Below are 21,324 nucleotides of genomic sequence, written 5' to 3' on the forward strand. Positions count from 1 at the left end.
AAGCTTGACAATCACCGACGCCCGCGCAGCTTCAGCAGCAGGTGTCCTCTGGTCGGGATTGACGCCTTCACGATCACCTCGTCGCCATCGTGCTGAGCCGGGGCACCTTCGACGTCGATGGGGCCGGCGGGCAGGCCGACCTGGTTAGGCCGGAATCGGATGCTGCGATCCACCGGTTTGTCGTCGAGATTGAAGGCATTGACGACCGCTTCGCCGAGATCGGGCAGGGTGTGGACGTGGATCATCTCGTCGAGGCCGTAGAAGACGCCCTGGGTATAGAACCGCTTGAGAGTCTTATATACCTGCATAGCCTTTTTCTGGGCTTCCCAGACCGGGCCGCCGGCCTTACCGCCGACGCCAAGGTGGCGGCAAGTACTGGCGAACCACCAGAGGACCAAGGCGTTCTCGTTGTCGGGCTTGAGGCTGACGTGGAGGTAGAGCGGGATGCTGTAGGCCAGGTTGTAGTAATACAGGCTAACGGCCCGACGCGAGAGGAGATCGTCCATCGAGTTCCACATGAACTCGTGACCCCAGAGGCAGTCGAAGGAGTGGGGCTGGGCATAGCCGTAGTACGAAGGCGTGTAGTGGATTCCGCTCGGGCCGGTGATGAAGTCGTGCATTTCGATGAGCACGTTGGGGTACTTGGTTTTAACTCGCCGGGTGAGTTCGAGGAGGGCCCGGGCGTGGTCTTCGCGGGTCGAGGGGATCTGGTGGCCGTGGGTCTTGTCGTAACAGGGGCCGGAGAACTGGTTGCTGTCGAACATGAGGAAGGCGGCGCCGTTTCTGCAGACTTCGAGCAAGCGCTGCTCCTTGGTGTCCAGGAAGGCCGGTGAGGAGAGGCAGAGCAGGAAATTGGCGGGCTTGCCGTCCTTGTCGACGACCCGGGCATTGGGGGGACACACGTTGGGGTCGCCGTAGGTTGGCGGCACGCCGGCGAGCGAGCACCACAGGGAGACCGCTTTCAGGCCGTAGTCCTCGCGGATCATTCTGACGAATGAGGCCATTGGCCCAAGGCGATCCGTGTCCCAGATCTGTTCGCTGGACCCGACATCCCAGCCGGGATCGAGGTAGAGCGACTCGCAGCCCAACTCCTTGGCTTTGGCCGCCTCGCCTTTCATCAGATCGAGGCTGTAGAACTCGGCGAGGAGCTTCTTGGTCTGCTGCTTGAACTCCGGTCCGAAGACCTCGGCCGGGGGGTGGTTCTTTAGTCGCTGCTCACAGAGCTCACAGGCCTTGAAGTAGTACTGGTTGTCGTAGAGCTCGTTCCAGTGGATGGGCGGGTTGTAGTCACGGGGTGTACGGCAGCCCTTGGCTTCGAGGTACCCGCGATAGGCGTAGAAGGCCTGCTGCCAGTCACCGATGACGGCCTGGAGTCGGGTTTCGCCGAAGCGGTAGGACTTGCCCGGTTCGAGGCGGGCGGCGGGTTCGGGATGTCCGTGTTTCCACCGGCCGGCGCCGCCGAATCGCAGGATGGTGTCGGTGCCGCGTTTTTCTGGTTCCATCAACGACCATTCCATGGAATGGGGGTTGTACTTAGCAAGGAGGAAGCTGGCCGAGCCGTGGCTCCATACCCAGCCTTCGGCGCCCCAGATGGGCGTGGGCGTTGGTGGTTCGGCCCAGCCGCCGTAGGTGATGCCGTGCTCGGCCACCTCGCGCAAGGGGAACTCCTGCATCTGGCCGTTGGTTTCGCGTCGATAGGGGATGGGGCAGAAGCGGATCTCGACGTCGGGCGACCAGGTTTCGCCTGCGCGGAGGAGTTTGGCGAAGCCGCACTTGAAGTCGGCGGTGGCCAGGGGGTTGTCGGTGGCATTGGTGACAGTGAGGTTCTCGAGGATCACGCCCGGCTGGTTAGCGGGTGCGGTGAAGGCCTGCTCGATCTGGAGTGGGCCGAGTTGGCCCTTGAGAGTGACAGACTGGCTGCCGTCGTCGGATCTTGCGATGTCGGGGCTGCCGATCAGGATGGGGAACGCACCGCCGGGCCAGGAATAGTCCCGGTCGGCATAGACGATGCCGTTTTGCACGTTGCGGAGCGAACGCGGGTTGAGGCCGGGCCTAGTTTCGACGGTCAGCTGCAATGGGTCGTTGGTGAGCACCGCTCGTCCTTGACCGGCATCCCAGGTGACGGTCGGTTCGGCGAGAGCCGGCGTGGTCGACGTGAACACCAGCAGCAGCACGGCCCGGCAGCAGATCCATGAAGGCGTCATTGTCTCTCCTCCTATCGCAGTTGAGGCCACGGGTAATCCCACAACGCCGTCGTGGGCCTCATGGCTGGCGACGATAGGTGAACAGCAGCGCGGTCTGCGGGTTCGCCGCGGTCACTTTCAGTCCGGTTTCGAGCAGCTCCTGGCCCTTGATCGCGCGCGGTTCGGCGCCGTCGATATCCTGGAACACGTAGCGGGCCTCAGGATCGAGTCCACGGAGCTTAAGGGCGATGGACGAATCCGGGCATGTTTTCCTGCGGAAGGCATGCACGACGCCCTCGCCGGCGTCGGGCAGGTCGAACTGGTACGCGGCCCACGCGTTGGCGTCCTTGCTGTAGGGCATCAGTGGCCAGTAGTCGCCGAGGTAGCACTTCTGGACCTGTTTGACCTGCCTGCGGATCTTGCGGGTCAGATCGTAATCCCAATCTGGTTTCCGGGTATCGATGCCGATGCCGACGATCGGCCCCATCATGACGCTGCGAGCCCAATACAGATCGATGTGCTCGAATCCGGAGCCGTGATAGGGCATCCAGAGACTGATGCCGTGGATGTGGTTCTGCTGGCTGAGCACGTCATAGTTGGGATCTTTGGGGTTGCCGGCGTAATCGCTTCGCAGGATCGGCACGGCCCGGCGAAGCGTTTCGAGATCGTTGCGCCGGCCTCCGGACGCGCACGAGTCGATCCACAGTTTCGGATGCCGCTTGATCAACTCGTCCCAGAAGGCCAGATAACCTTCGACGTGCCGGATTTCCTCGATGCCCTGCCGATCCTCGGCGTCGGCGGCTCGCCAGTACAGCAGCGGGTCGATATTGAAGTCCTGCCGGTAGAAGTCGATGCCCTCGGAGGTGAGGAGTTGATCGACGCGATCGGTGATCCACAGGCGGAAGTACGGATCGCCGATCTTCATCAGTCCCCCGCCGGGGCCGCCGTAACACCATCCCGGGTGGTTCTGAGTCAGCCAGGTACCGGCGGCCGCCCTTTCGGGCTCGAACCAGACGATCTGTTTGACGCCGTGGGCATGATGCCAGTCGCTGGCCTGCCGGAGGCCCTTGGGCCAACGGGTCCTGTCGACTTCCCAGGTACCCACGTTCCACCAGCCGTCGCCACAGGGATACCAGCCGGCGTCCTGGTTCCAGTAGTCAGGAAGGAGGTCTTCCCTGGCGTAGCTCTCGAAGAACTGCAGTTCGGTGGCGGCGTCGGTCTTGAGGCCGGGATAGGAGTTGCCCGTGCAGCCGTAGATGAATGGCTGGAGTACCTTGCCGTCGTGCCGGGGCACGTTGCATTCCATCATCCATGACCGCCAGACGTTCTGCGATCGGATCCAATCGCCCTTGTAGAACTGCAGGACGGCCATCGGGCTACGGACTTCCTCGCCGGGGTGCAAGCGGAAGGAGGTCGCCTCCTGGCCGCCGGTGACGCGGAGGCTGTTGCCGTGGTCGCGGGTAAACTGCGCGGCCCACTGGCCGGACCAGCCGATGACCGCGATCACGCCGCTGTTCCTGCCTGTCTCGATATTGAAATAGGGCAGATGCGTATTGGTCGGGCGGCCGCCGGCGGTGTTGACGCGTTGGGCGGCTTTCGGCCCCAGCCGGACTTCGAGCGGCTCGTAGTCGTTGGGCTGACAGGGGCTACCCACGGCGTAGTGCAGCAGGAACTCGCCGTCCTCACCGCGCTCGAAGCGGGAATCGAGCGGGAGGATCCCCTCGATGATCGGCGTGTCGGCCGAGCCGGTGTTCTTGAAGGCAAGCGTCCATTCGACGGTTGGAAAACTGGCGTACTCTGTGATGCTGTGGCGTGCGACCAGACCGGTCTTCGGATCGGTGTAAGAGCGGACGCGGGTGGTTTTCCCGGGATCCGACGTGTCGCGATCTTCCCTGAAGGTCCAGGTGGGCAGCAACTGGTCGGAATGTTGCTGGCCGTAGGTGAAGGAGAAGGGCGGCACGGTACCGAGACGTTCGGCGGTCAGAGCGTCATACAGGGGGAGATCGGCGATGTAGACTTCCTTGCCGTCGGCCAGTGTGACCTTGGGGTCGCCCCAGACGCCTTGGTCGCTGCTGAGACCGTCGCCGGCGCATCCCACCGAGAGGATGAACTCCTGGGCCCCGTCCAGCTCCGCGGTGACGAACTTGCCCGCTTCGCCGCGGTGCATGACCGGAGACGAGACAAGCCGCTTCTCGCCGACGTCGACAGAGAAGATGACGCTACCGCCCTGGGAAGCGGCGTTGGTGAGAATACCGACCACCGCCGCGAAGGATCTAGCCGGTCCGGGCAGACACACTCGCACGCGGCCGGGGGCGTGGCAGAAGAGGCCGTGTTCGAACTTCTGGTCGGCGATCTGCATGGGCAGGGTGGGAAGCTGGTTGCAGAACGTTGGGCCCAGACTGGTCCAGGCGGTCAGGCCGGGCTGGGACCGCTTCGCTGATTCAGGCGCCGGCGACAGTCCAGACGATTGGGCGGGGAGGTGGGCGCGTACCCAAGCGTCGCGCTGGGCCATTTCCTCAACAGTGGGCCGTATTGCCCATGCATGGGAAACAAAGACGCCTGCGACGCAGAGGAGCGTAGCGATTCTCGAGCAACGGGGAGCCAACATATTGAGCCTCCTTCAGGAACTTTTAACCCCCTGGGTCAAGGTCGACGTTGATAGCGGTAGATCAGGGCTGCCGGCTGACTGGAGGCGGTGACCTTGAGGCCATTTTCGAGCAGGTCCATGCCCGGCATCTGTTGGGGTTCGCCGCCGTCGAAGTTGGTGAGATCGTAGCGGGCCTCGGGATCGAGTCCGCGGAGCTTGAGCGTCGTTGATGGTTCCGGGCATGCCTCTCTGCGGAAAGCCTGCACGATCCCTCCGCCGGATTCGGGCCTATCGAATTGCCAGGCGATCCAGGCGGTCTTCTCGAGGCTGTACGCCGTCAGGGGGTAGAAGTCGGCCAGCAGGTACGGCTCGACCTTGCGGAACTCGGCGATCATCTTGTGGAGCAGCGCGTAGTCGAGGTCGGTTTTGCGGGTATCCCACCCGACGCGTGACGCGGGGAAGATACAGCTTCGGAACCAGTATGGATCGCTGGTTCCCTGCCCGGACCCGTGGTACGGAATCCACAGCGAGAGGCCGTAGGTTTGGCACTGCTGGGTAATCGTGTCGCCGTAAGCGTCGCTTCGCAGGAGAGGCACGCTTCGCCGGAGGGTTTCGAGATCGTTGCGCCGGCCGCCGCTTGCGCAGGAATCCAGCCAGAGTCTAGGATGACGACGGAGCAACTCGTCCCAGTAGGCCAGGTAGCCGACGACGTGCTTGATCTCGGTGACGCCCTGGCGGTCCTCGGAATCGTTGCCGCGCCAGAAGCCGAGCGGGTCGATGTTGAAGTCCTGGCGATAGACATCGACGCCTTCGCTGACGATGAGGCTGTCAATGCGTTCGACGACCCACTTCCAGGCCTCGGGTTTGCCGAGATTGACGAGCCCCCCGCCTTTACCGCCGAGCACCCAGTCGGGGTGGTTCTCGGCCATCCAAGTTCCCGCCCAGGCCCGCTCGGGCTCAAACCAGAGCACGAACTGCATGCCGTTGGCCCGGGCATGATCGGAGACTTCCCGTATGCCGTTCGGGAACCGTGTCTTGTCGACCTCCCAAGTGCCGGTGGTTTCGAACCAGTTGCCTTTGCCCGGGTACCAGCCAGCGTCGATGAAGTAGAAATCCAGGTCAATCTTCTCGCGGATGTAGCCGTTCAGTACCGCGAGCTCGCTTGCCGCGTCAGGGTGGAGATCGACGCTCCAGCAGGCGCCGTAGTGTGTCGGGACGGGTTTGTCGTCTGGCCGGGGGATGTTGTGGGCGACCATCCAGTTTCGCCAGAGGTTCTGTCCGCGCATCCAGTCGCCCTGGTAGAATTGGAGGACCACGAGCGGAGAGCGGAGCTGTTCGCCGGGCTGGAGTTTGAAGTGGGTCAGTTCCTGACCCGCGCGGATCCGTAGAGCGGTTTGGCCTTGGCGATCGAACTGAGCGAGCCACTGGCCCGGCCAGCCGACGGCCACCATGAATCCGCCGCCTGGCGTGGCGACATTCCAGAACGGGAACTGGCCGTTGGTAGGCCGGCCGCCGCCTGGAGCCATACGCTTGGTGAAGCCCGGCCCCATGGTCTCGGCGTAGGGTTGGTAGCTGTCGGCCGCACACGTATCGCCCTTGATCGAATGAAGGGTGAATTCGCCGTCGCCGGAGCGAATGAAGCTCGCGTCAAGAGCCTGGATATTCTCCAGGATGGGGGAGTCGGCGGCGCCGGTGTTCTTGAAGGTCAGGACCCACTCGATGATCGGAAAGTCGCGGTACTCGACGGTCCGGCAGGTGAGCACCAGTCCTGTGGCCGCGTCGGTGTAGGTGATGGTGCGTTCGGTCCTGGCGTGGTCGAGTATGGTGGAGCGACGTTCGGCTTTCCAGGACTTGATGCACTCGGCCGCTGGCTTGCCGGCACAGGTGAAGGAGAACGGGGGCTCGGCCGATGGGATCTTCTCTCCATTGCCGAAGTGGGCAACGGCCCACTCGCGAGCGCGGGCGAGTTCGCCAGGGGTCACTTTCACCGCCCAACAGGGCGGCGGTGCAGACACAAGCACTGCAATCGACGCCAGAACCGCTGCTGAACGCGTGTGCATGACCTCATTCCTTTCCGTTGCCTGGGCGCGGGATCCGCCGAAGCAGCCGGCCGAGGCTTCGGCGAACGGTGGCCGTTGCGGTCCCGAGCACCCGGAGATCAGCGCCGGCCGTCCTGATCCGGGGAGGGACAGACATCAGTCATCTTACAACTTATAGCGCCGGAGTCGATGGACGGACGCACCGGCCCGCCGTTTTCTCGGACGCATGCGCAGGAGGAGATCGCCGGTGCCCTGTCGACCGGAAGCGGTAGACAGACACAACTTCATAATAACCAATATGTTAAAGACATCCAGGGCGACGGGGTGTCAGCCGTAGTCTGGTCTTCTTCCCGGGGAGCGTATGGGAGTTGCACACGGGATGGTTACCGCGTCGAGGAGGACGGGGAACGCGGTGTGTGTGGGATGCCACTTGCTAGGGATTGGCGGTGAGTGGCAGCAGGTTCATGACGCAGCCACCTCCTGGATCGAGCCGGACACGAATCGGATGGACGTCTTTCACCCTTCTTGATTCGATCTGAACACCGTGGGCTGCGGTTAGCTCGTCCCGATAGATCGCTGCGTGGTATCGATCGCCGCCCAGAAATCCAAGGGGGATTTCGATCTCCCGTGCCTCCCGATTCGTCATGGCTCCGATCCACCAGCCGCTACCGGATCTGCGGGCTACCACGACATACTCGCCTGGCGCACCGGCCAAGCCTATGGTGTCGTCCCAAGTGGTAGGGATACGGGCCAGTACCGGCGTCAGCGGGTGGCCGCGATAGGCCGACGGGTAGTCTGCGACCATGGGCAGGTGGTTTTGGAATACCACGTAGCTGGCCAGTGTTCGGCAGGGTGTACCCATGATCAGCGGGGCCGCGTTGCGCGGCTTGAAGTTGGCGACCGGCACGGTGCGGAATGAACCCTGGTGGAAATCGAGCGGACCGGCCAACATGCGGGTGAACGGGACCATGACCTCATGCTCAGGAAGCACGCCGACCTTGTCCCACTTGTCGTATTCCAGACTGAGGACCGCCTCGCTGGTGAGCAGGTTGGGGAAGGTACGTTCCAGACCGGTTGGCTTGGACACGCCGTGAAGAGTGACGGTCAACTGGTTCTCGGCTGCCAGTTTGAGCAGATCGTGCAGGAACCGCACCATCTGCTGGTCGTCGCGATCCATGAAATCGACCATGACGCCCTCAATGCCCCACTCACGATAGAGGGGGAAAGCGTGGGTCATGTGATTGCGGGCGGCCATCCAGTGCATCCACAAGCGGATTCGCACGCCCTTGTGCTTGGCGTGGCGCAGGATTTCAGGAATATCGAGTCCATCCACGGCTTTGGTCGGGTCTGCGCCCTGATAACCGATGGGGCCACCGTACCAAGCCAGATCATTCCGGCCATCAAGCGAGTGGCAGGGGATTCCCGCCTCGGCGCAGAAGTCGATGTAGTACTTGGCGGTCGCGGTGTTCAGATCACACTTGAAAGGGAGGTTCTCTTCATAGAAACCGTTCCACCAGGGAAACGTCGTCTTTCCCGATTTGATCCAGGAGGTCTCCTTGATTGCGCAGGGGGCGTTGAGGTTGAGCAGCAGGTCCGACCCGATCAGTTTCTCGGGCTTATCGGCAATCAGGACCACTCGCCAAGGGGAATCGTGGGGCAGGGTGGCCCGCACCGCGACCTTGGGCTCTTCCGGCAACGGAGAAAGGCGACTGACCAGTGCCGCGCCGGTGCCGGACTGCCGGGCCAAGTACATTCCGGCGTAATCGGTGAGATTGGCCTCGGTGACCGCGGCCCATGCGGTTCCCGGCACCTCGACCAAGAGTGGAAGGCCCAGCAGCCAATCGGCGGGCAATTCGGCGACGAGCTTGCGCTGATAGCGCTTCTCGTACGGCGTCGTAAAGCTGTTCAGCGGGAGGGCGAATGCGATCGTGCCCTCTGGGAAGGCGACTCCGGTGCGTTCGCTCGCAACCACGAGGGAGTCGCAGCCTTGCTGGCGTGGGAAACGATAGCGAAGCGCGGCACCCTCGTCGTACGCGCGCACAACGAGTTCCCACTTCCGGACGGGTTCTCTGCGTTCATGCAACGAGATCACCGTCTCGAAACCGTGATCCACAACCCGACTTCGCTTGCCGGGATGCTGGCGGTACTCGGTATCGATGGTTGTCGTCCGCGCGCCTTCGATCACGGAATCCGATCCGAGCCTCGTGCCGTCGGCGAGGTCAATCTGCAATGGAGAGTCGACAATCACCGGACGTTCTTTGAACGTCACCCGATATCGAGGCACCGCCCCACCTTGGCCAGCCGTATGGAGCGAGATTTGCACGTGAACATGGCCACCGGGCGAGGTCACGGTCACAGGTTTGACCGCATCGGCTCTCGCCCTGGCGGACACCATTGCGAAGCCGAGCCCCACAAGAACGAACCCCGAAGAGAGGAAGATACGGTGCATGGATCATTCTCCGCAAACTAACTCTCCGTCGCACAGAAACCGGCCAGGGCCACCCACTGGGCGACCCGGATACACTCCGGGCGAAGCGACAGGTCCCACCGGCCATCCTGCTCAGCACGGGTGAGCTGCCGCTGGTTCAACAGATTTCGCAGGCTCCAGCGGAGGGTCTTGCGGCGATGGTTGAAGCAGCCGTGGACCAGCCGGTTCAGTTCGTTTTGGACCGCCGGGGAGATGGGCGCATCCGAATGACGGTCGATCCGCAGCATGGCCGAGTCGACCTCCGGCACCGGCCAGAAGGCCTCGGGGGGGACGTTCGCCACCCGCTCGGTCGTGGCCAAGGCTTGGGTCCTGATACTGACCGGCCCGTAATCCTTGGTGCAGGGGGCGGCCAAGAAGCGGTTGGCGACTTCGGCCTGAACAGTGAAACAGAGGGGCGAGACTGAGAGCTCGTGCAGCAGGAGGTTGATAATCAGGGGTGTGGCGACCTGGTAGGGCAGATTGGCGACCAAGGCGATTCTCCCGCCGAGGATCTGGTGCCTAGCGGCGAGTTCTTTGCCCACGGCCGGTGCGATGCGGTTCTTGCTTTCGAGGACGTCGGTATGGATCAGCGTGAAGCGGTCGCTTGGACCGATCACTTGGCGGCAGACTGCCTGGAGAGTGTTGTCGATTTCGACGGCGACCACATGGCCCGCGAGGGCCACGAGTTCCTGGGTCAGCGAGCCGGTTCCCGGGCCGACCTCGAGCACCACGTCGTCGGAGCGGATGCCGGCCGCTGCGACGAGCTTCCGCATCAGGTTTCCGTCGATCAGGAAGTGCTGGCCGAACCGTTTGAGCGGCCGGATGCCTGCGGTGGTCAGGAGGGCCTGGATCTGATGTTTGGTCTGGGCCACGGGGCCACAGGCTACGGCGGTTTCGATGGAGGGACAAGCGGCTGGCGATTCGGGCAGGGCTCATGGTCGCTCAGGGCGTGCAGCGAACCTCCGGCTCGCGAGAACGGCGGTACTCGCGGGTCAGCGTTGTGTCAGCGAACAGCCGATTGAACAGCGGCATCCGAACCCGGTGGCTGAACAGTCGGCAGAAAAGACAGATGGTTGCGGGTGCGTAAGCCAGCCGGTCACAGATCCGTGGTCGAACCGAGGTCCTTCCAGGTGACGACCGAGGGCTCGTAGACGTTTTTCTTGGCGTTGACCATGGCCATGCGGGCCATGATGCACATCAGGCTGCAGACTCGGCCGGTCTCGACGTTGGCGTTGGGCAGCCGCTTGGCGTCGGTCTTGATGTTGAGCACGAAGTCGGCCAGTTCCTCGGGTGTGCCCCGATCCCAGGCCTTGCCGCTGGCCTCGCCGAGGTCCTTGTTCTTCTCGTCCCGTCCCCAGTATTTACCTGCGTTGAGGTCTACTGCGCCCTTCTCCCCGAACACGGTGAGGATTTCGGCGTCGTACTTACCGGGCAGCAGCCAGAGGTGGGTGTAGGAGAAGAGGGTCCCGTCGGCCCACTGGAAGGTGGTCGAGGAGTGGGTCTCGGAGAAGGAGGGGTTCTTGTCCTTCTGGCTAGAGGCCATAGCGACGCACCGAACTGGGGCGATGTCCTTCATAGCCCAGGCCATGACGTCGGTGTGGTGGCTAGCCTGCTCGATGAATCGGCCGCCGTCGCAGTCCGAGGGGGCCTCCGATGGGTCGCTGGACCAATGCCAGCCGCCCTGCATGAAGGTGACCTTACCTAGGAGGCCGTTGTGGATTTCCTTCATGCACTTGAGGTAGGTTGGATGGCAGCGACGCTGGGTACCGATCTGGTAGAACTTGCCCTTCCCCTTCCAGGCCTTGCGTGCGGCGTGAGTGAGGGCGTCGCAAGCGGGCACGTCCTTGTCCATGGGTTTCTCGGCGAAGCAATGATAGCCGGCCTCGAGGACGGGGATGGCGACCTCGGCGTGCTTGCAGATCTGGGTGATGCACATGACGCCGTCGATCTTTTCTTTCTCGAACATCTTGCGGAAGTCGAGATAGCCGTTGGGGTTGTCGCGTTTCCAGAAAGCCTTGGCCTTTTCCATGCGTTCGGGGATCAGGTCGCAGACGCCGACGACCTTGGCGTCGGGCACGCTGTTCATCATATGGTGCATGAGTCCGCTGCTGCGGCCGCCGCACCCGATCCAGCCGAGCTGGACTTTCTCGTTGGCCGGGAACCCGCGGGCGACTCCGCCGGAGGACAGGGCCGTGATTGTGGCGGCGGCGGCGGAACTGCGAACGAACTGGCGACGTGTGAGCTTGAGAGCCATCGAAGATCTCCTTCTGACGAAAAGGCGAGGACGAGCCAAAACGGACTTCGTACAACGAACGGGCCTATCGTAACCGGGCGGGGCGAGGGCGACAAGCGGTCTGTGGCTTGACGGGCGAGCACCGTGCGGATCTCGTCACCCGTCTCGATGGCGCCGATCCTGAGCGGATTGCCGGTCGGCTTTGGGTTTCATCCAAGAGTTCAAAATATGCGGATCGTCAACTATCGGAAGAGGGGACGGTCACCCCCCGAGTGATTGACGAGAAAGGGGGTGCCCGCACATCAGCTGAACGGACCCAATGCAGAAGAGACTGATGAGCCAAAGGGACGGGTGGTCGCTCTCCCTGCCGGGGGCGGTCACCAGGAGGAGCGGCCGTTTGAAATCCGGGGTACTCCATTCACGGACGATCTGTCAGGGCCGCGACGAGGTAGGCGAGGCCGCAGAGTTCGCTGTCTGAGGGCTCGCCCTGGCCGGCTCGATGGCGAGCGTAAGCCAGGAGTCGGTCGCGGACCTGGGGGCTGTGGCGGGCGAGGCGGCCCCAAGTGAAGGGGGCGTAGGCATAGGTGTTGGTCTTGCCCTTGCCGCTCAAGGTGTCAGAGACGGTGGTTGGGGCGACCATCACCCGAGCCAGAAGAGTCCGGGCGACGCGATCGACGTCGGCTTTCTGGAAGACGATCTTGCGTTCGTAGCAGAGGGTGAGGAAGTCGGCGTTGATGGCCGCGTGGGAGACGTCCTCGAAGGCCGTGCCTGGGCCGTCCAACCCGGGCCAGTAGGCCCACTCGCAGGCCCCGTCGGCGCCGATCCGCAGACGGTTCTTCATGAAGCGGGCCAGCCGGGTTGCGCGTTCGGTGTACTGTTTTTCGCCGGTGAGCTGAGCCAGGCGGATCCAGACCCGGGCCGGGGCGTTCTGCTGGTTGAGGGGCAACGGCTTGTCGAGGAACAGGCCGAAGAGGTAGCTTTCGTCAGGCGCGGGACCTTCGCGGTACTCGTCGTCGTGGACGGCCACGCTTTCGGCGGCGACGCCGGCGAACCGGTCGGCGTCCCCGGCGAATTGTTCGTGCAGGCGGGCTTCGGCCCGCACGGTGACTGCGAAGTGGGCCATCGGCTCGGCGATCATGCCGGTGTGTACCGCCCACGCGTTCCGCCGGCCCTTGCTGTACCTGGTGGAACTCCAGGCCGGCACCACTCGCCTGCGCAGTTCGTCGGTCAGGTTGCGGTGATCGTCACGGGCGGCCACGACGTGATCGCCGAGGCGGGTGAACAGTCCTGCGTACTTGGGGTCGCCGGTGGCCTCGAGCATCTGGGCGAGGGCATTGAGCTGGTAGCTCATCCCCCAGGCGATTCCGCCGGCGTCGTTGTTGGCTGGCCGGGCAACGGCGGCGTCGACTCGCCTGGTGATCCACGCATCGAAACGACTGACAAGCCATTCCCGATCCGCGGAGGGGGTGCTGGCAGGCCGGGTGTGGGCGGTCGCGGGACCCGTCTGGCCGCAGAGCACCGTTGCGGACATGGAAAGGGCGGACACGAATACTGGCTGGAGCAGATTCACGGTATCATCCTTCCTTCAACGATCCTCAGGGTCATGCCCTCATTTCCGTTCGCCAATCGGCGTGGGGATCGACGCCAACTCGCGATCGAGCCATGCGTAGATCTCCTTCAGCGTCTCCGGTGCGATCGCGTGCTTGCCGGGCTTAAGCACGTTGGTCAGCCGCTCACCCTGGTTGTGGAGCCTCCAGCATGCCCGGGCCGCCTCGCCTGCCTGGTACGCACTTACCGACTCGGTGAAGATGTCATCGTTGAGGGTGTTGTGCAGGTAGAGGGCCCGGGGAGCGACGAGTCTGATGACACAGTCCCAATCCCAATGAGGCTGGCGGCCTTGAAGGAAGACGGGGCGGAGCGTTGGCATGTAGCTGAACCAATGATCGCGCGCCCAGCGCAGGGGCTCCTTGTCGGCCTTGAAGGTCGCGAATCCGCAGCTGGCCACGGTTGCTCTGACCTCGGGGCTGAATGCCGCCAGCATCAAGGCTTCTTCTGCCCCAAGCGAATGGCCGATAACGCCGAGGCGTGAGGGATCGACTTGGCGGGTTTCGCGGAGCACCTGCAGCCCCTGCTCGGCGTCGAACAGCATCTTGCCCATGGCCGACTGCGTCCCGTGCCGAAGGTAATGTCCGCGGGTATCGAACGGGCCGTACTTGCCCACGCGTTCGCCGGCGGTGACGGAATCGGGGGACAAGGTGACGTATCCGCGCTCGGCCAGATCCGAGCCGAACGCCAGAGTTGGCGAACCCTCGAGGCCGACCGATTCCCGTTTTCCCTGCTTGACGGTCTGGTGGAAGACGAGCACGGCCGGCTCTGGGTGGGCCGCCTGCCGGGGGATGCACAGATAGGCCCTGATCCGGTCTCTGCCGTCGCCGTCGTACTCGATCAACCGGCGTTCGTACCTGGGGAGTTGCTCAACGGCGAGGGTCTCAAGGTGCAGAGAGGTCTGATTCTCGACAGGCTGTCCGAGCGTTCGCATGATGACGCGCCGGACCAACTCACGTTTCTGTCTCCAGGTTTTGAGGTCGGCGGGGACTGGATGCAAGTCGCCGATAGGAAAGAACCGCTCTTCCAGCCAGCGATAGGCCTGCGATCGCCCGTGGGGCGGGAAGCTATGGGGGCCGTCGAAGGCCTTCCAGGCCAGCTCGTTACCGGCGCCGTACAAGCGATAGGCGGTGACGACATCCTCGAGGACCGCATCGAGGTTGTCGGCGTGGGGGAAGATCGTGTCCTGGGTAGCGTACCACACGAACAGCGGCCGCGGGGCGATGAGGGCGAGGATTTCGGGCCAATCGAAGGGGATGCTGGCCACGTCGGGGAGATAGGTGCCCAGTTGGGGCATGAGAGGGGTCAGGTGGGACCAACGTTCGGGCGTCGGGTCGGCGCGCAGGGTGGTGAAGCCGCAGCTGGCGATGACCAGGGAGATGCGTGGCTCGAACGCCCCGGCGAAGATCGAGCCGTAGGCCCCGTGTGAATGGCCGATGCAACCGATTTGAAGCCGATCCACGCGGTCGAGCGTTTCGAGGTAATCGACCACGCGGGAGACGTCCCAGATCATCTTGCCCATGAACGACCACCGGGGATGACGGCGGTAGAAAGCGAGGCTGTCGTGATAGGGTTGCGTGCCTGGGGGGATGCGTTCGCCGAAGCCGATCGCATCGGGGGCAATGCACACGAAGCCACGGCGAACCAGTTCGAGGCCGAAAGCCAGGTCTGGGCTGCCGCTCATCCCGCACGGCTCCTCCTTGCCCTGGGCGACGGTCTGATGCAGACAGATCATGGCCGGCCGTGGAACGTCGGGAGCATCCTTCGGCAGGAGGAGGTACGCGGGAATCCAGTCATCCTGCTCGCTGTGGATGCGGACGTGTCGGCGCACGTGATCGGGGAGTGTCTCTTCGCTGAGCAGGTCGACCACGGGGGGCTCGGACCGAAGGCTGGTCGATTCGCCCATGATTTGCTGAAGGGTCCGACTGATCTCGGCCCGCTTCTGCTCCCAGGCCTTGATTTCGTCGATGACCATGCTGGTCTGGCCGCGGATTGAAAGCACGGGGACCAGTTCTCTGCTTCCCGCCTGGTTACAGGTGACATCCGGTCTGGTCCAGGTGGTGATCTCCTTCCACTTCTGCCAGTCATGGCCCGGCCAAGCGTGGGCGTTCATGGTCGTCATGAGCACGATGATGTAACAGCGGGAATGGACGGTCATGAGTGATTACCCCCTGTCGGTCGGTCCTCGCGCCGGCATCGGCTGGCGATAGCCACTCTGCGCTGCGATGAGGCAGGCGATGGACTAGCCGCCGGCCGTCGGGTGAATCGGTGCCAGAGGGCGGAGGTCCGGCCTGCAGTCTAACGCGCAGTCGGCTAACGGCCAAACAACCCATGCTCGGGCGGTTACCCGTTGTTTCGGGTGGGCGTTGCTGCTACCGTAGAGGCGCCATGACATTGCGTCATCGCCTGCTGCTGGTTTATCTGATTGTGGTGTTGCTGAGTGCGGCCACCGTGGGGGTGGCCATTTTCGAACTCGAGGCCGCCCGGCGGATCTACGGGGCACTGCAGCCGCTCGGGGACATTGCCCTGGGCGCCCAGAAGCTTCAGTCCGTTCTTCCTCGAGGGGGAGAGCCGCTGACCGACGCCGTCGGCGGTGACTTCGAGAACTTGCTGGCCGGTCAGAACATCAAGCTGAGCGAAGTGGCCGATTACCGCAACGTGGATGACCTCCGGCAGGCTCTGATCACGCTGAGCCTTCGATTCCAGAGGTGGCGGAGTGCTCCGGCCGAGGATGCGGCCGAGCAAGCTCCGGGCGTTCGCGGGGCGTTGCTGATGTACTCGCAGCTGGTTGACGAGAATCTGCTCCGACTCCAGGGCGAAGCGAGCCTGCAGGAGCTGCGCAAGCAAATTCTGCTCAGTGTGGTGCTGGTGCTGACCGTGTTACACGTGGCGGTGATCGCGGGGCTGATCAAGCGGTGGCTGCTCCGCCCGATGGAGCGGCTGGGTCGCCAAGTCGAGGCTTTGGCGCGGGACGAGTCGCCCCGGGAACCGCTGCTGACCTCGCCGCGGGAGATGGCCGCCCTGGCCGAGGCCCTGGATCGCGCCCACCGCTCGCTGAGGGCTATGCGGCAGCAGCTCATCGACTCCGAGCGGTTGACGACCATCGGTCAGTTTGCCGCCCAGCTGGCTCACAATCTCCGCAACCCGCTGGCCAGCATCCGGGCGACGGCGCAGCTGACCGCGCGGCACCAGAAGGACGTACCTGAGACCCGGCAGAGGATGGAGGAATTGATTGCCTCAGTGGACCGGATGAATCACTGGATTGCCGGGCTGATGGAGGTGGCCAAGGAGCGTCCGACGCCTGCCCAGAACATGAACGTCGTGCCGACCCTCGAGCGGGTCCGGGATGCCCTGGCCGCGGAGGTGACCGCCAAGGAGCTCAAGTTGACCGTGGCAGCGCCGGAGGAGGGTTTGGCGTGCATTCACGATCCGGCCACGCTGGAGCAGGCCCTGGTGGCGATGGTGACGAACGCGATTGAAGCTTCGCCGCTGGGTGAGGTGATCGAGGTTCGTGCCGAACGGGTGGGATCGTCGCCGGCCGGGGAGAAGTGCCGAATCACGGTTCGGGACCACGGCTGTGGTCTGCCGGCGGACGCTCCCGAGCGGATCTTCGAGTTCTCCTACTCGACCAAGCAGCGGGGCATGGGGCTGGGCCTGGGTCTGGCTCGACAGGCCCTGCAGCGTCAAGGGGGTTCCGCCCATGCGGAGAACAACCCCGAAGGCGGGGCGAGTGTGTACGTGGAATTGCCCATGATCGGGAATGGAGATACAAAGGGAGGGAGTGGAAGGTGAGAGGCGAGAGGCGAGAAGTGAGGTCGAAGGCAATCGGGCTTCGCCGCTTGCGAGGTGTTCCGTTTCCAGGCTCCGGCGGGTTTCTCACCGGAGTGATGTTCTCTGACGAGCTGGTGTTTCGACGCATGATCTTGGCTTGTGGTGTTGCAGCCTATGCCCCGCGTGCTTGTGGTTGAGGACGAACAGAGTCTGGCCCGTGCCATGAGTGACGCTCTGGCGGAGGCCGGGCACGAGGTCCAGGCCGTTTACCTGGGTGAGAAGGTGCTGGGCGAAGTCCGGGCGTTCGAGCCACAGGTCATGCTTCTCGACGTACGTCTGGGCGGCGTGAATGGGCTGGACCTGCTGGATCAGATCAAGCGGGCGACGCCGGACATCGAGGTCGTGGTGGTGACGGCATACGGCAGCGTCGAGGTGGCCGTCGACGCCATGAAGCGCGGGGCGTCGGAGTTTCTGACCAAGCCCGTGGATCTGGATGTTCTGACGGTCACGGTGGACAAGCTCTGGTTGGCCTCGCAGGCCCGGCGACGACTGGAGCAGTTTCGCGTCGCCCAAGACGGGCGGTTGCGGAGTGTCCAGTTCATCGGTGGCTGCCAGGCGATCGCGGCGATTCGCGAACAGATTGCCCGTCTGGCGGGTCGGTCTGCGGCCGCGGCGAGCGGTGGCATGCCCACGATTCTGCTCACCGGGGAGACCGGTTCTGGCAAGGATCTGCTGGCCACCTACATTCACGCGGCCATGCCGCACCGCACGGGTCCGTTTGTCGGGCTCAACTGCAGTGCCGTCCCGACCGAGTTATTCGAGTCGGAGCTCTTCGGCCATCAGCGAGGCTCATTCAGCGGGGCCACCGTGGACAAGCCGGGCATGTTCGAGACGGCGGACGGGGGCACGCTCTTGTTGGACGAGATCAGCGACCTGCCGCTGAACCTGCAGCCCAAGCTGCTGCGAGCCCTGGAGACGCGCACCATTCGGCGGATCGGCGACACGCGGGACCGGCCGTTCGATCTGCTGCTGATTGCCGCGACCAACCGTGGTCTGCCCGAGCTTGTGGCCACCGGGCGATTTCGGGAGGACCTTTACTATCGGCTTCGGGTGGTCTCGATCGAGCTGCCTCCTCTTCGGCAGCGTGGTGACGACGTGCTCCTGCTGGCCGATCATTTCCTGACCCAGCTTCGGGCCAAGTACGGGATGGCTAACCTGGCTCTTTCGGAGGCCGCTCGGCAGGCCCTTCGCGGCCACGACTGGCCGGGCAACGTCCGCGAGCTTCAGCATGCGCTGGAGAGTGCCGCCCTGAGCATCGGCGGTTCGACGATCGAGGCGGCCGATCTGCCTCGTCCGGCCTTGGCCGATCCCATTCGGCGGGCGGAGCGAGCCATTGACGCTGATCGCCCCATCGATCTCGAGCAGTTGGAGAGGTCTTTGATCGAACGTGCGTTGCGGCGGACGGGCTTCAACGTGTCCGCTGCGGCCAGGCTTCTTTCCATCGGGCGGGAAGCAATGCGTTATCGGATGGTCAAGTATGGTCTTTCGACGGAGACTCCGCAGGCCGACGGAGACTGAGCCGGGCGTCCGATCACGGCCGTTCGACAGCCATGCCCGCCTGGTGCCCCCCTCCAACGACCCTGAGCAATCGTTGAGTCGCTTTCTTGGCACTGCTTTTTGAACACCCGAGACCTGCGGAGATGGGGCGGGTGGGAGGCGAAGGGCGATGCTCGAGGCCTTGACCGCGGGGCGATTGTGGATAATATATCGTGCACGATTTCCTTTCAGCTTTCCGACTCTGCTGAGGACCGACCGTGGTCACCCGACCAATCCGGCGTGTCAATTTCGTGGACGAGGCGTATGCGGTCATTCGCCGGTTGATTGTCAGCGGCGAGTTTCCGCCGGGGGCCCAGCTCAAGATCGACGCCCTCGCCCGCATTCTGGGGGTGAGCAACTCTCCGATCCGGGAGGCTTTGCGACGGCTGGAAAACGAGCGCTGGGTGCAGACGATTCCGTATCGTGGGGCTTTTGTGCGGGCCCTGGACGAAGCGGAGCTGGTCGAGCTGTACGAGCTTCGCGAGTTCATTGAGACCTCGGCGTTGCGCAAAGCCATGCCCCGCCCCGCGGGGGAGCACCTCAAGGCACTCCGGGAGGCCCAGCGGAGGATTCGAGCTGCCTTGCGGGGCAAGGATCTCGCCGCGTACTTGGCGGCTGATACCCGGTTTCACCTGATCATCGTGGAGATGGCCGGCAATCGCCGGCTGAGCAAGCTGTTCGCGACCCTCGTCGAGCAAGGCAAGTGCTTCATGCTCGGCCGGACGCAACGAGCGATGGCCAGATACCGCGACGGTCGCGACCAGCACGCGGAGATGGTGGAGGCGATCGCCCGGGGCGACACCGTGAAGGCGCTTGGACTGCTGCAACGGCATTTGCGTATCACTCTGGAACAGGTCCGGCACTTGGCGAGCCGGGAGTGAGGGTTGTGCGCATGCGTTGGACGAGAGTGGCCGAACACCTCGTGCTAGCTCTTGGAGGTTTAGGGCTGGGCGCGGCGGGCTGCGCCGGGCTGGCAGGTCCGGCGGTGGGGTTGAGTGCCGGCCAGGATGATCGCGGGCCCTGGTGGATGCGCCAGACAGCGATGAGCCGCGATGGTTCGCTGGACCTCCGGAGCAAGCCATGGTGGCCGCGAGCGATGCGACTCGGCGTCGGCGAGCGGTTCATGATCGAGGAGAACGGACCGGCTGGCGGGAACATGCTGGTTCGGCGGGAGCGGATCAAGAACCGCAGCAAGGAGGTTGAGGCTCTTGTCTGGATCCTTGACGATGACACCGACGGCAGCCTTCGAACCGGCGGGGATGAGGATTCGGATTGCTACGTGGCCGACTACGGTTGCGACGGCGTCCCGGATCGCATGGTGGACTACATGGACGACGACGGGGACGGCGCCGCGGATGAAATGGACATCCGGTACTACGTCGGCGGGCGGCTCAACTACTGCTGGTTCGGCAGGGATTTTGACGGTGACGGGCGCATGTGGAGCGTGCGCGGCTACGAGTATGGTGGTCCGAGCTTCTTTGAAGCGGACCCGTACGGCGACAACATGATCTACATGAACAAGTTCAATCCGGTGAAGGGCACCTGGTCGCCGATCTCGGAGTGTCCGTTCGCCTTCTACGATACCGATGGCGACGGCTACAGTGAAGTGGTCATCCGGTTCAGCGCCGTGCCGCTGGGCTACGATCCCGGCGTTCATCCGGACTACGCGAACAATCAGTTCTCCGGGTCGTGGGATCCGGGAATGGACCGGATGGGCGTGGTGAACATCCGCTACAGCTTTGACATCGACAACCTCAGCGGGAAGGAGACGCCGCTGCACTACGACTGCGGATTCAACCTGGTCGGGGCGGCGCCGTACGCGTTTGCGGGGATGCGGCATGTCAACCCGAGACGTCGTCCGCCGCAGGTGACGTGCGTGGTTCCGTATGATCGGGTTCGATCGGTGAGCGATCACTATGCCGCCCGGGAAACGGGTTTCAGCTGGCATGAGCAGCACGACGACACGATCGCGATCGGCTACGGAGAGCAGCAGAAGGACGACTGGCGATGGGAGGGCGTCTTCTGGATCTGGGAGCGGCGGTTCATGGAGAACACCGGCGGGCCCTGCCAGCGGTGGAACGTGCGTCGGGAATGGAGCAGCAGGCCCAGCAACCGCCGGGCGTTGTACTACAGCGCAGTCGACGGGCGGGTTCACCTGTTTGGAGCCGAGGAGGGCTGGATTCAGCGGGGGCATTTCGCGGGACTGGGCAGTCTGGGTGAGATCCGGATGTACGACACCGACGGGAATGGTTACTTCGACCGGTGGGAGGTGTACGACGGCCGGGACCCCTTGCCGGTGCGGGTTTCGACGGTGGGTGACGAGAAGGTCCGACGCCTGCCGTTCGACGAGCGGTGGTTGCGGCGTTTCTACCTGGAGGAGGTGGTTCCGCAGGCGACGGCCAGCAGTGTCATGCTGCTCGAGGCCATGGGCGAGGTTCACCCTTGGGTCATGCCGGCCGGGCTGGCCGGCGCGACCCGAGCCGGGCCGCCCGGATACCGGCGTTACGCCCTGGATGTCGCGTGCGAGCTGCACTACCAGTCTCTGCGACGGTCGTTGAGTGGGGTGGCCGGCCAGGTCTTGGCCGGTGCGAGGATGGACGATCTGCGCCCCCTGAAGCCGGACCAGCGGGCGGCGACGGCGAATTCGCAGACCGCCTGGCAACTGGTGCGGTCGCTAGAGAGGCTGGATGCGGCCTGGGGGCAAGGCGATCTTACGAGCGTGAAGGCGGCGATTGCCGAGCTGAAGCGCTCACCGCTGCTGGACCGGACGGAGGGGGGCGGCAAGGCGGAGCGATGATCTCGCGCCCGGCGCGAACGGCCGGTGGGTGAAACGAAAGGCGGTA

General features: G+C 63.9%; 12 protein-coding genes. 4 read left to right on the forward strand and 8 right to left on the reverse strand.

The features are described 5' to 3' along the window. Window positions 1–11: 11 nt before the first annotated feature. The 8 genes from KA354_00835 to KA354_00870 all read right to left on the reverse strand — a co-directional run bounded on the left by KA354_00835 (window position 12) and on the right by KA354_00870 (window position 15,272). The gene (locus tag KA354_00835) at window positions 12–2,204 is read right to left on the reverse strand and encodes a hypothetical protein (GenBank protein MBP7933164.1); all 2,193 of its coding nucleotides are present in this window, start codon (window positions 2,202–2,204) and stop codon (window positions 12–14) included. 58 nt (window positions 2,205–2,262) lie between these two features. Beyond that, window positions 2,263–4,695, reverse strand: a complete 2,433-nt coding sequence (locus tag KA354_00840) for an NPCBM/NEW2 domain-containing protein (protein ID MBP7933165.1) — start codon at window positions 4,693–4,695, stop codon at window positions 2,263–2,265. Window positions 4,696–4,826: 131 nt separating this feature from the next. Next, the gene (locus KA354_00845; protein MBP7933166.1) at window positions 4,827–6,830 is read right to left on the reverse strand and encodes an alpha-galactosidase; all 2,004 of its coding nucleotides are present in this window, start codon (window positions 6,828–6,830) and stop codon (window positions 4,827–4,829) included. A 412-nt stretch (window positions 6,831–7,242) separates the two neighbouring features. Beyond that, the gene (locus tag KA354_00850) at window positions 7,243–9,258 is read right to left on the reverse strand and encodes a glycoside hydrolase family 97 protein (protein MBP7933167.1); all 2,016 of its coding nucleotides are present in this window, start codon (window positions 9,256–9,258) and stop codon (window positions 7,243–7,245) included. Between the two features lie 17 nt (window positions 9,259–9,275). Next, on the reverse strand, window positions 9,276–10,148 hold the full coding sequence (gene rsmA, locus KA354_00855) for a ribosomal RNA small subunit methyltransferase A (GenBank protein ID MBP7933168.1): 873 nt from the start codon (window positions 10,146–10,148) through the stop codon (window positions 9,276–9,278). 224 nt (window positions 10,149–10,372) lie between these two features. Beyond that, entirely contained in the window at window positions 10,373–11,530 is a 1,158-nt protein-coding gene (locus KA354_00860; GenBank protein ID MBP7933169.1) for a Gfo/Idh/MocA family oxidoreductase, read from the reverse strand. A 397-nt stretch (window positions 11,531–11,927) separates the two neighbouring features. Further along, entirely contained in the window at window positions 11,928–13,079 is a 1,152-nt protein-coding gene (locus tag KA354_00865; protein MBP7933170.1) for a hypothetical protein, read from the reverse strand. Between the two features lie 39 nt (window positions 13,080–13,118). Next, a complete protein-coding gene (locus tag KA354_00870) occupies window positions 13,119–15,272 on the reverse strand; it encodes an acetylxylan esterase (protein ID MBP7933171.1) in 2,154 nt (717 codons plus the stop codon). 230 nt (window positions 15,273–15,502) lie between these two features. On the opposite strand from KA354_00870, the gene KA354_00875 reads away from it, so the two are divergent. The 4 genes from KA354_00875 to KA354_00890 all read left to right on the forward strand — a co-directional run bounded on the left by KA354_00875 (window position 15,503) and on the right by KA354_00890 (window position 21,278). Further along, the gene (locus KA354_00875; protein MBP7933172.1) at window positions 15,503–16,906 is read left to right on the forward strand and encodes a HAMP domain-containing histidine kinase; all 1,404 of its coding nucleotides are present in this window, start codon (window positions 15,503–15,505) and stop codon (window positions 16,904–16,906) included. Window positions 16,907–17,059: 153 nt separating this feature from the next. Further along, window positions 17,060–18,463 (forward strand): sigma-54-dependent Fis family transcriptional regulator, encoded by a 1,404-nt coding sequence (locus KA354_00880; protein MBP7933173.1) that lies wholly within the window; start codon window positions 17,060–17,062, stop codon window positions 18,461–18,463. Between the two features lie 236 nt (window positions 18,464–18,699). Continuing rightward, the gene (locus KA354_00885) at window positions 18,700–19,362 is read left to right on the forward strand and encodes a GntR family transcriptional regulator (protein ID MBP7933174.1); all 663 of its coding nucleotides are present in this window, start codon (window positions 18,700–18,702) and stop codon (window positions 19,360–19,362) included. Window positions 19,363–19,373: 11 nt separating this feature from the next. Then, window positions 19,374–21,278, forward strand: coding sequence for a hypothetical protein (locus KA354_00890; GenBank protein ID MBP7933175.1), 1,905 nt, complete (start codon window positions 19,374–19,376; stop codon window positions 21,276–21,278). The last annotated feature ends 46 nt before the right edge of the window (window positions 21,279–21,324 follow it).

The organism is Phycisphaerae bacterium (assembly GCA_018003015.1).
Taxonomy (GTDB): domain Bacteria; phylum Planctomycetota; class Phycisphaerae; order UBA1845; family PWPN01; genus JAGNEZ01.

Coding starts and splice junctions, on each gene's coding strand:
- KA354_00835 (MBP7933164.1), bottom strand. CDS start 2,204: ATGACGCCTTCATGGATCTGCTGCCGGGCCGTGCTGCTGCTGGTGTTC.
- KA354_00840 (MBP7933165.1), bottom strand. CDS start 4,695: ATGGCCCAGCGCGACGCTTGGGTACGCGCCCACCTCCCCGCCCAATCG.
- KA354_00845 (MBP7933166.1), bottom strand. CDS start 6,830: ATGCACACGCGTTCAGCAGCGGTTCTGGCGTCGATTGCAGTGCTTGTG.
- KA354_00850 (MBP7933167.1), bottom strand. CDS start 9,258: ATGCACCGTATCTTCCTCTCTTCGGGGTTCGTTCTTGTGGGGCTCGGC.
- KA354_00860 (MBP7933169.1), bottom strand. CDS start 11,530: ATGGCTCTCAAGCTCACACGTCGCCAGTTCGTTCGCAGTTCCGCCGCC.
- KA354_00870 (MBP7933171.1), bottom strand. CDS start 15,272: ATGACCGTCCATTCCCGCTGTTACATCATCGTGCTCATGACGACCATG.
- KA354_00875 (MBP7933172.1), top strand. CDS start 15,503: ATGACATTGCGTCATCGCCTGCTGCTGGTTTATCTGATTGTGGTGTTG.
- KA354_00880 (MBP7933173.1), top strand. CDS start 17,060: ATGCCCCGCGTGCTTGTGGTTGAGGACGAACAGAGTCTGGCCCGTGCC.
- KA354_00890 (MBP7933175.1), top strand. CDS start 19,374: ATGCGTTGGACGAGAGTGGCCGAACACCTCGTGCTAGCTCTTGGAGGT.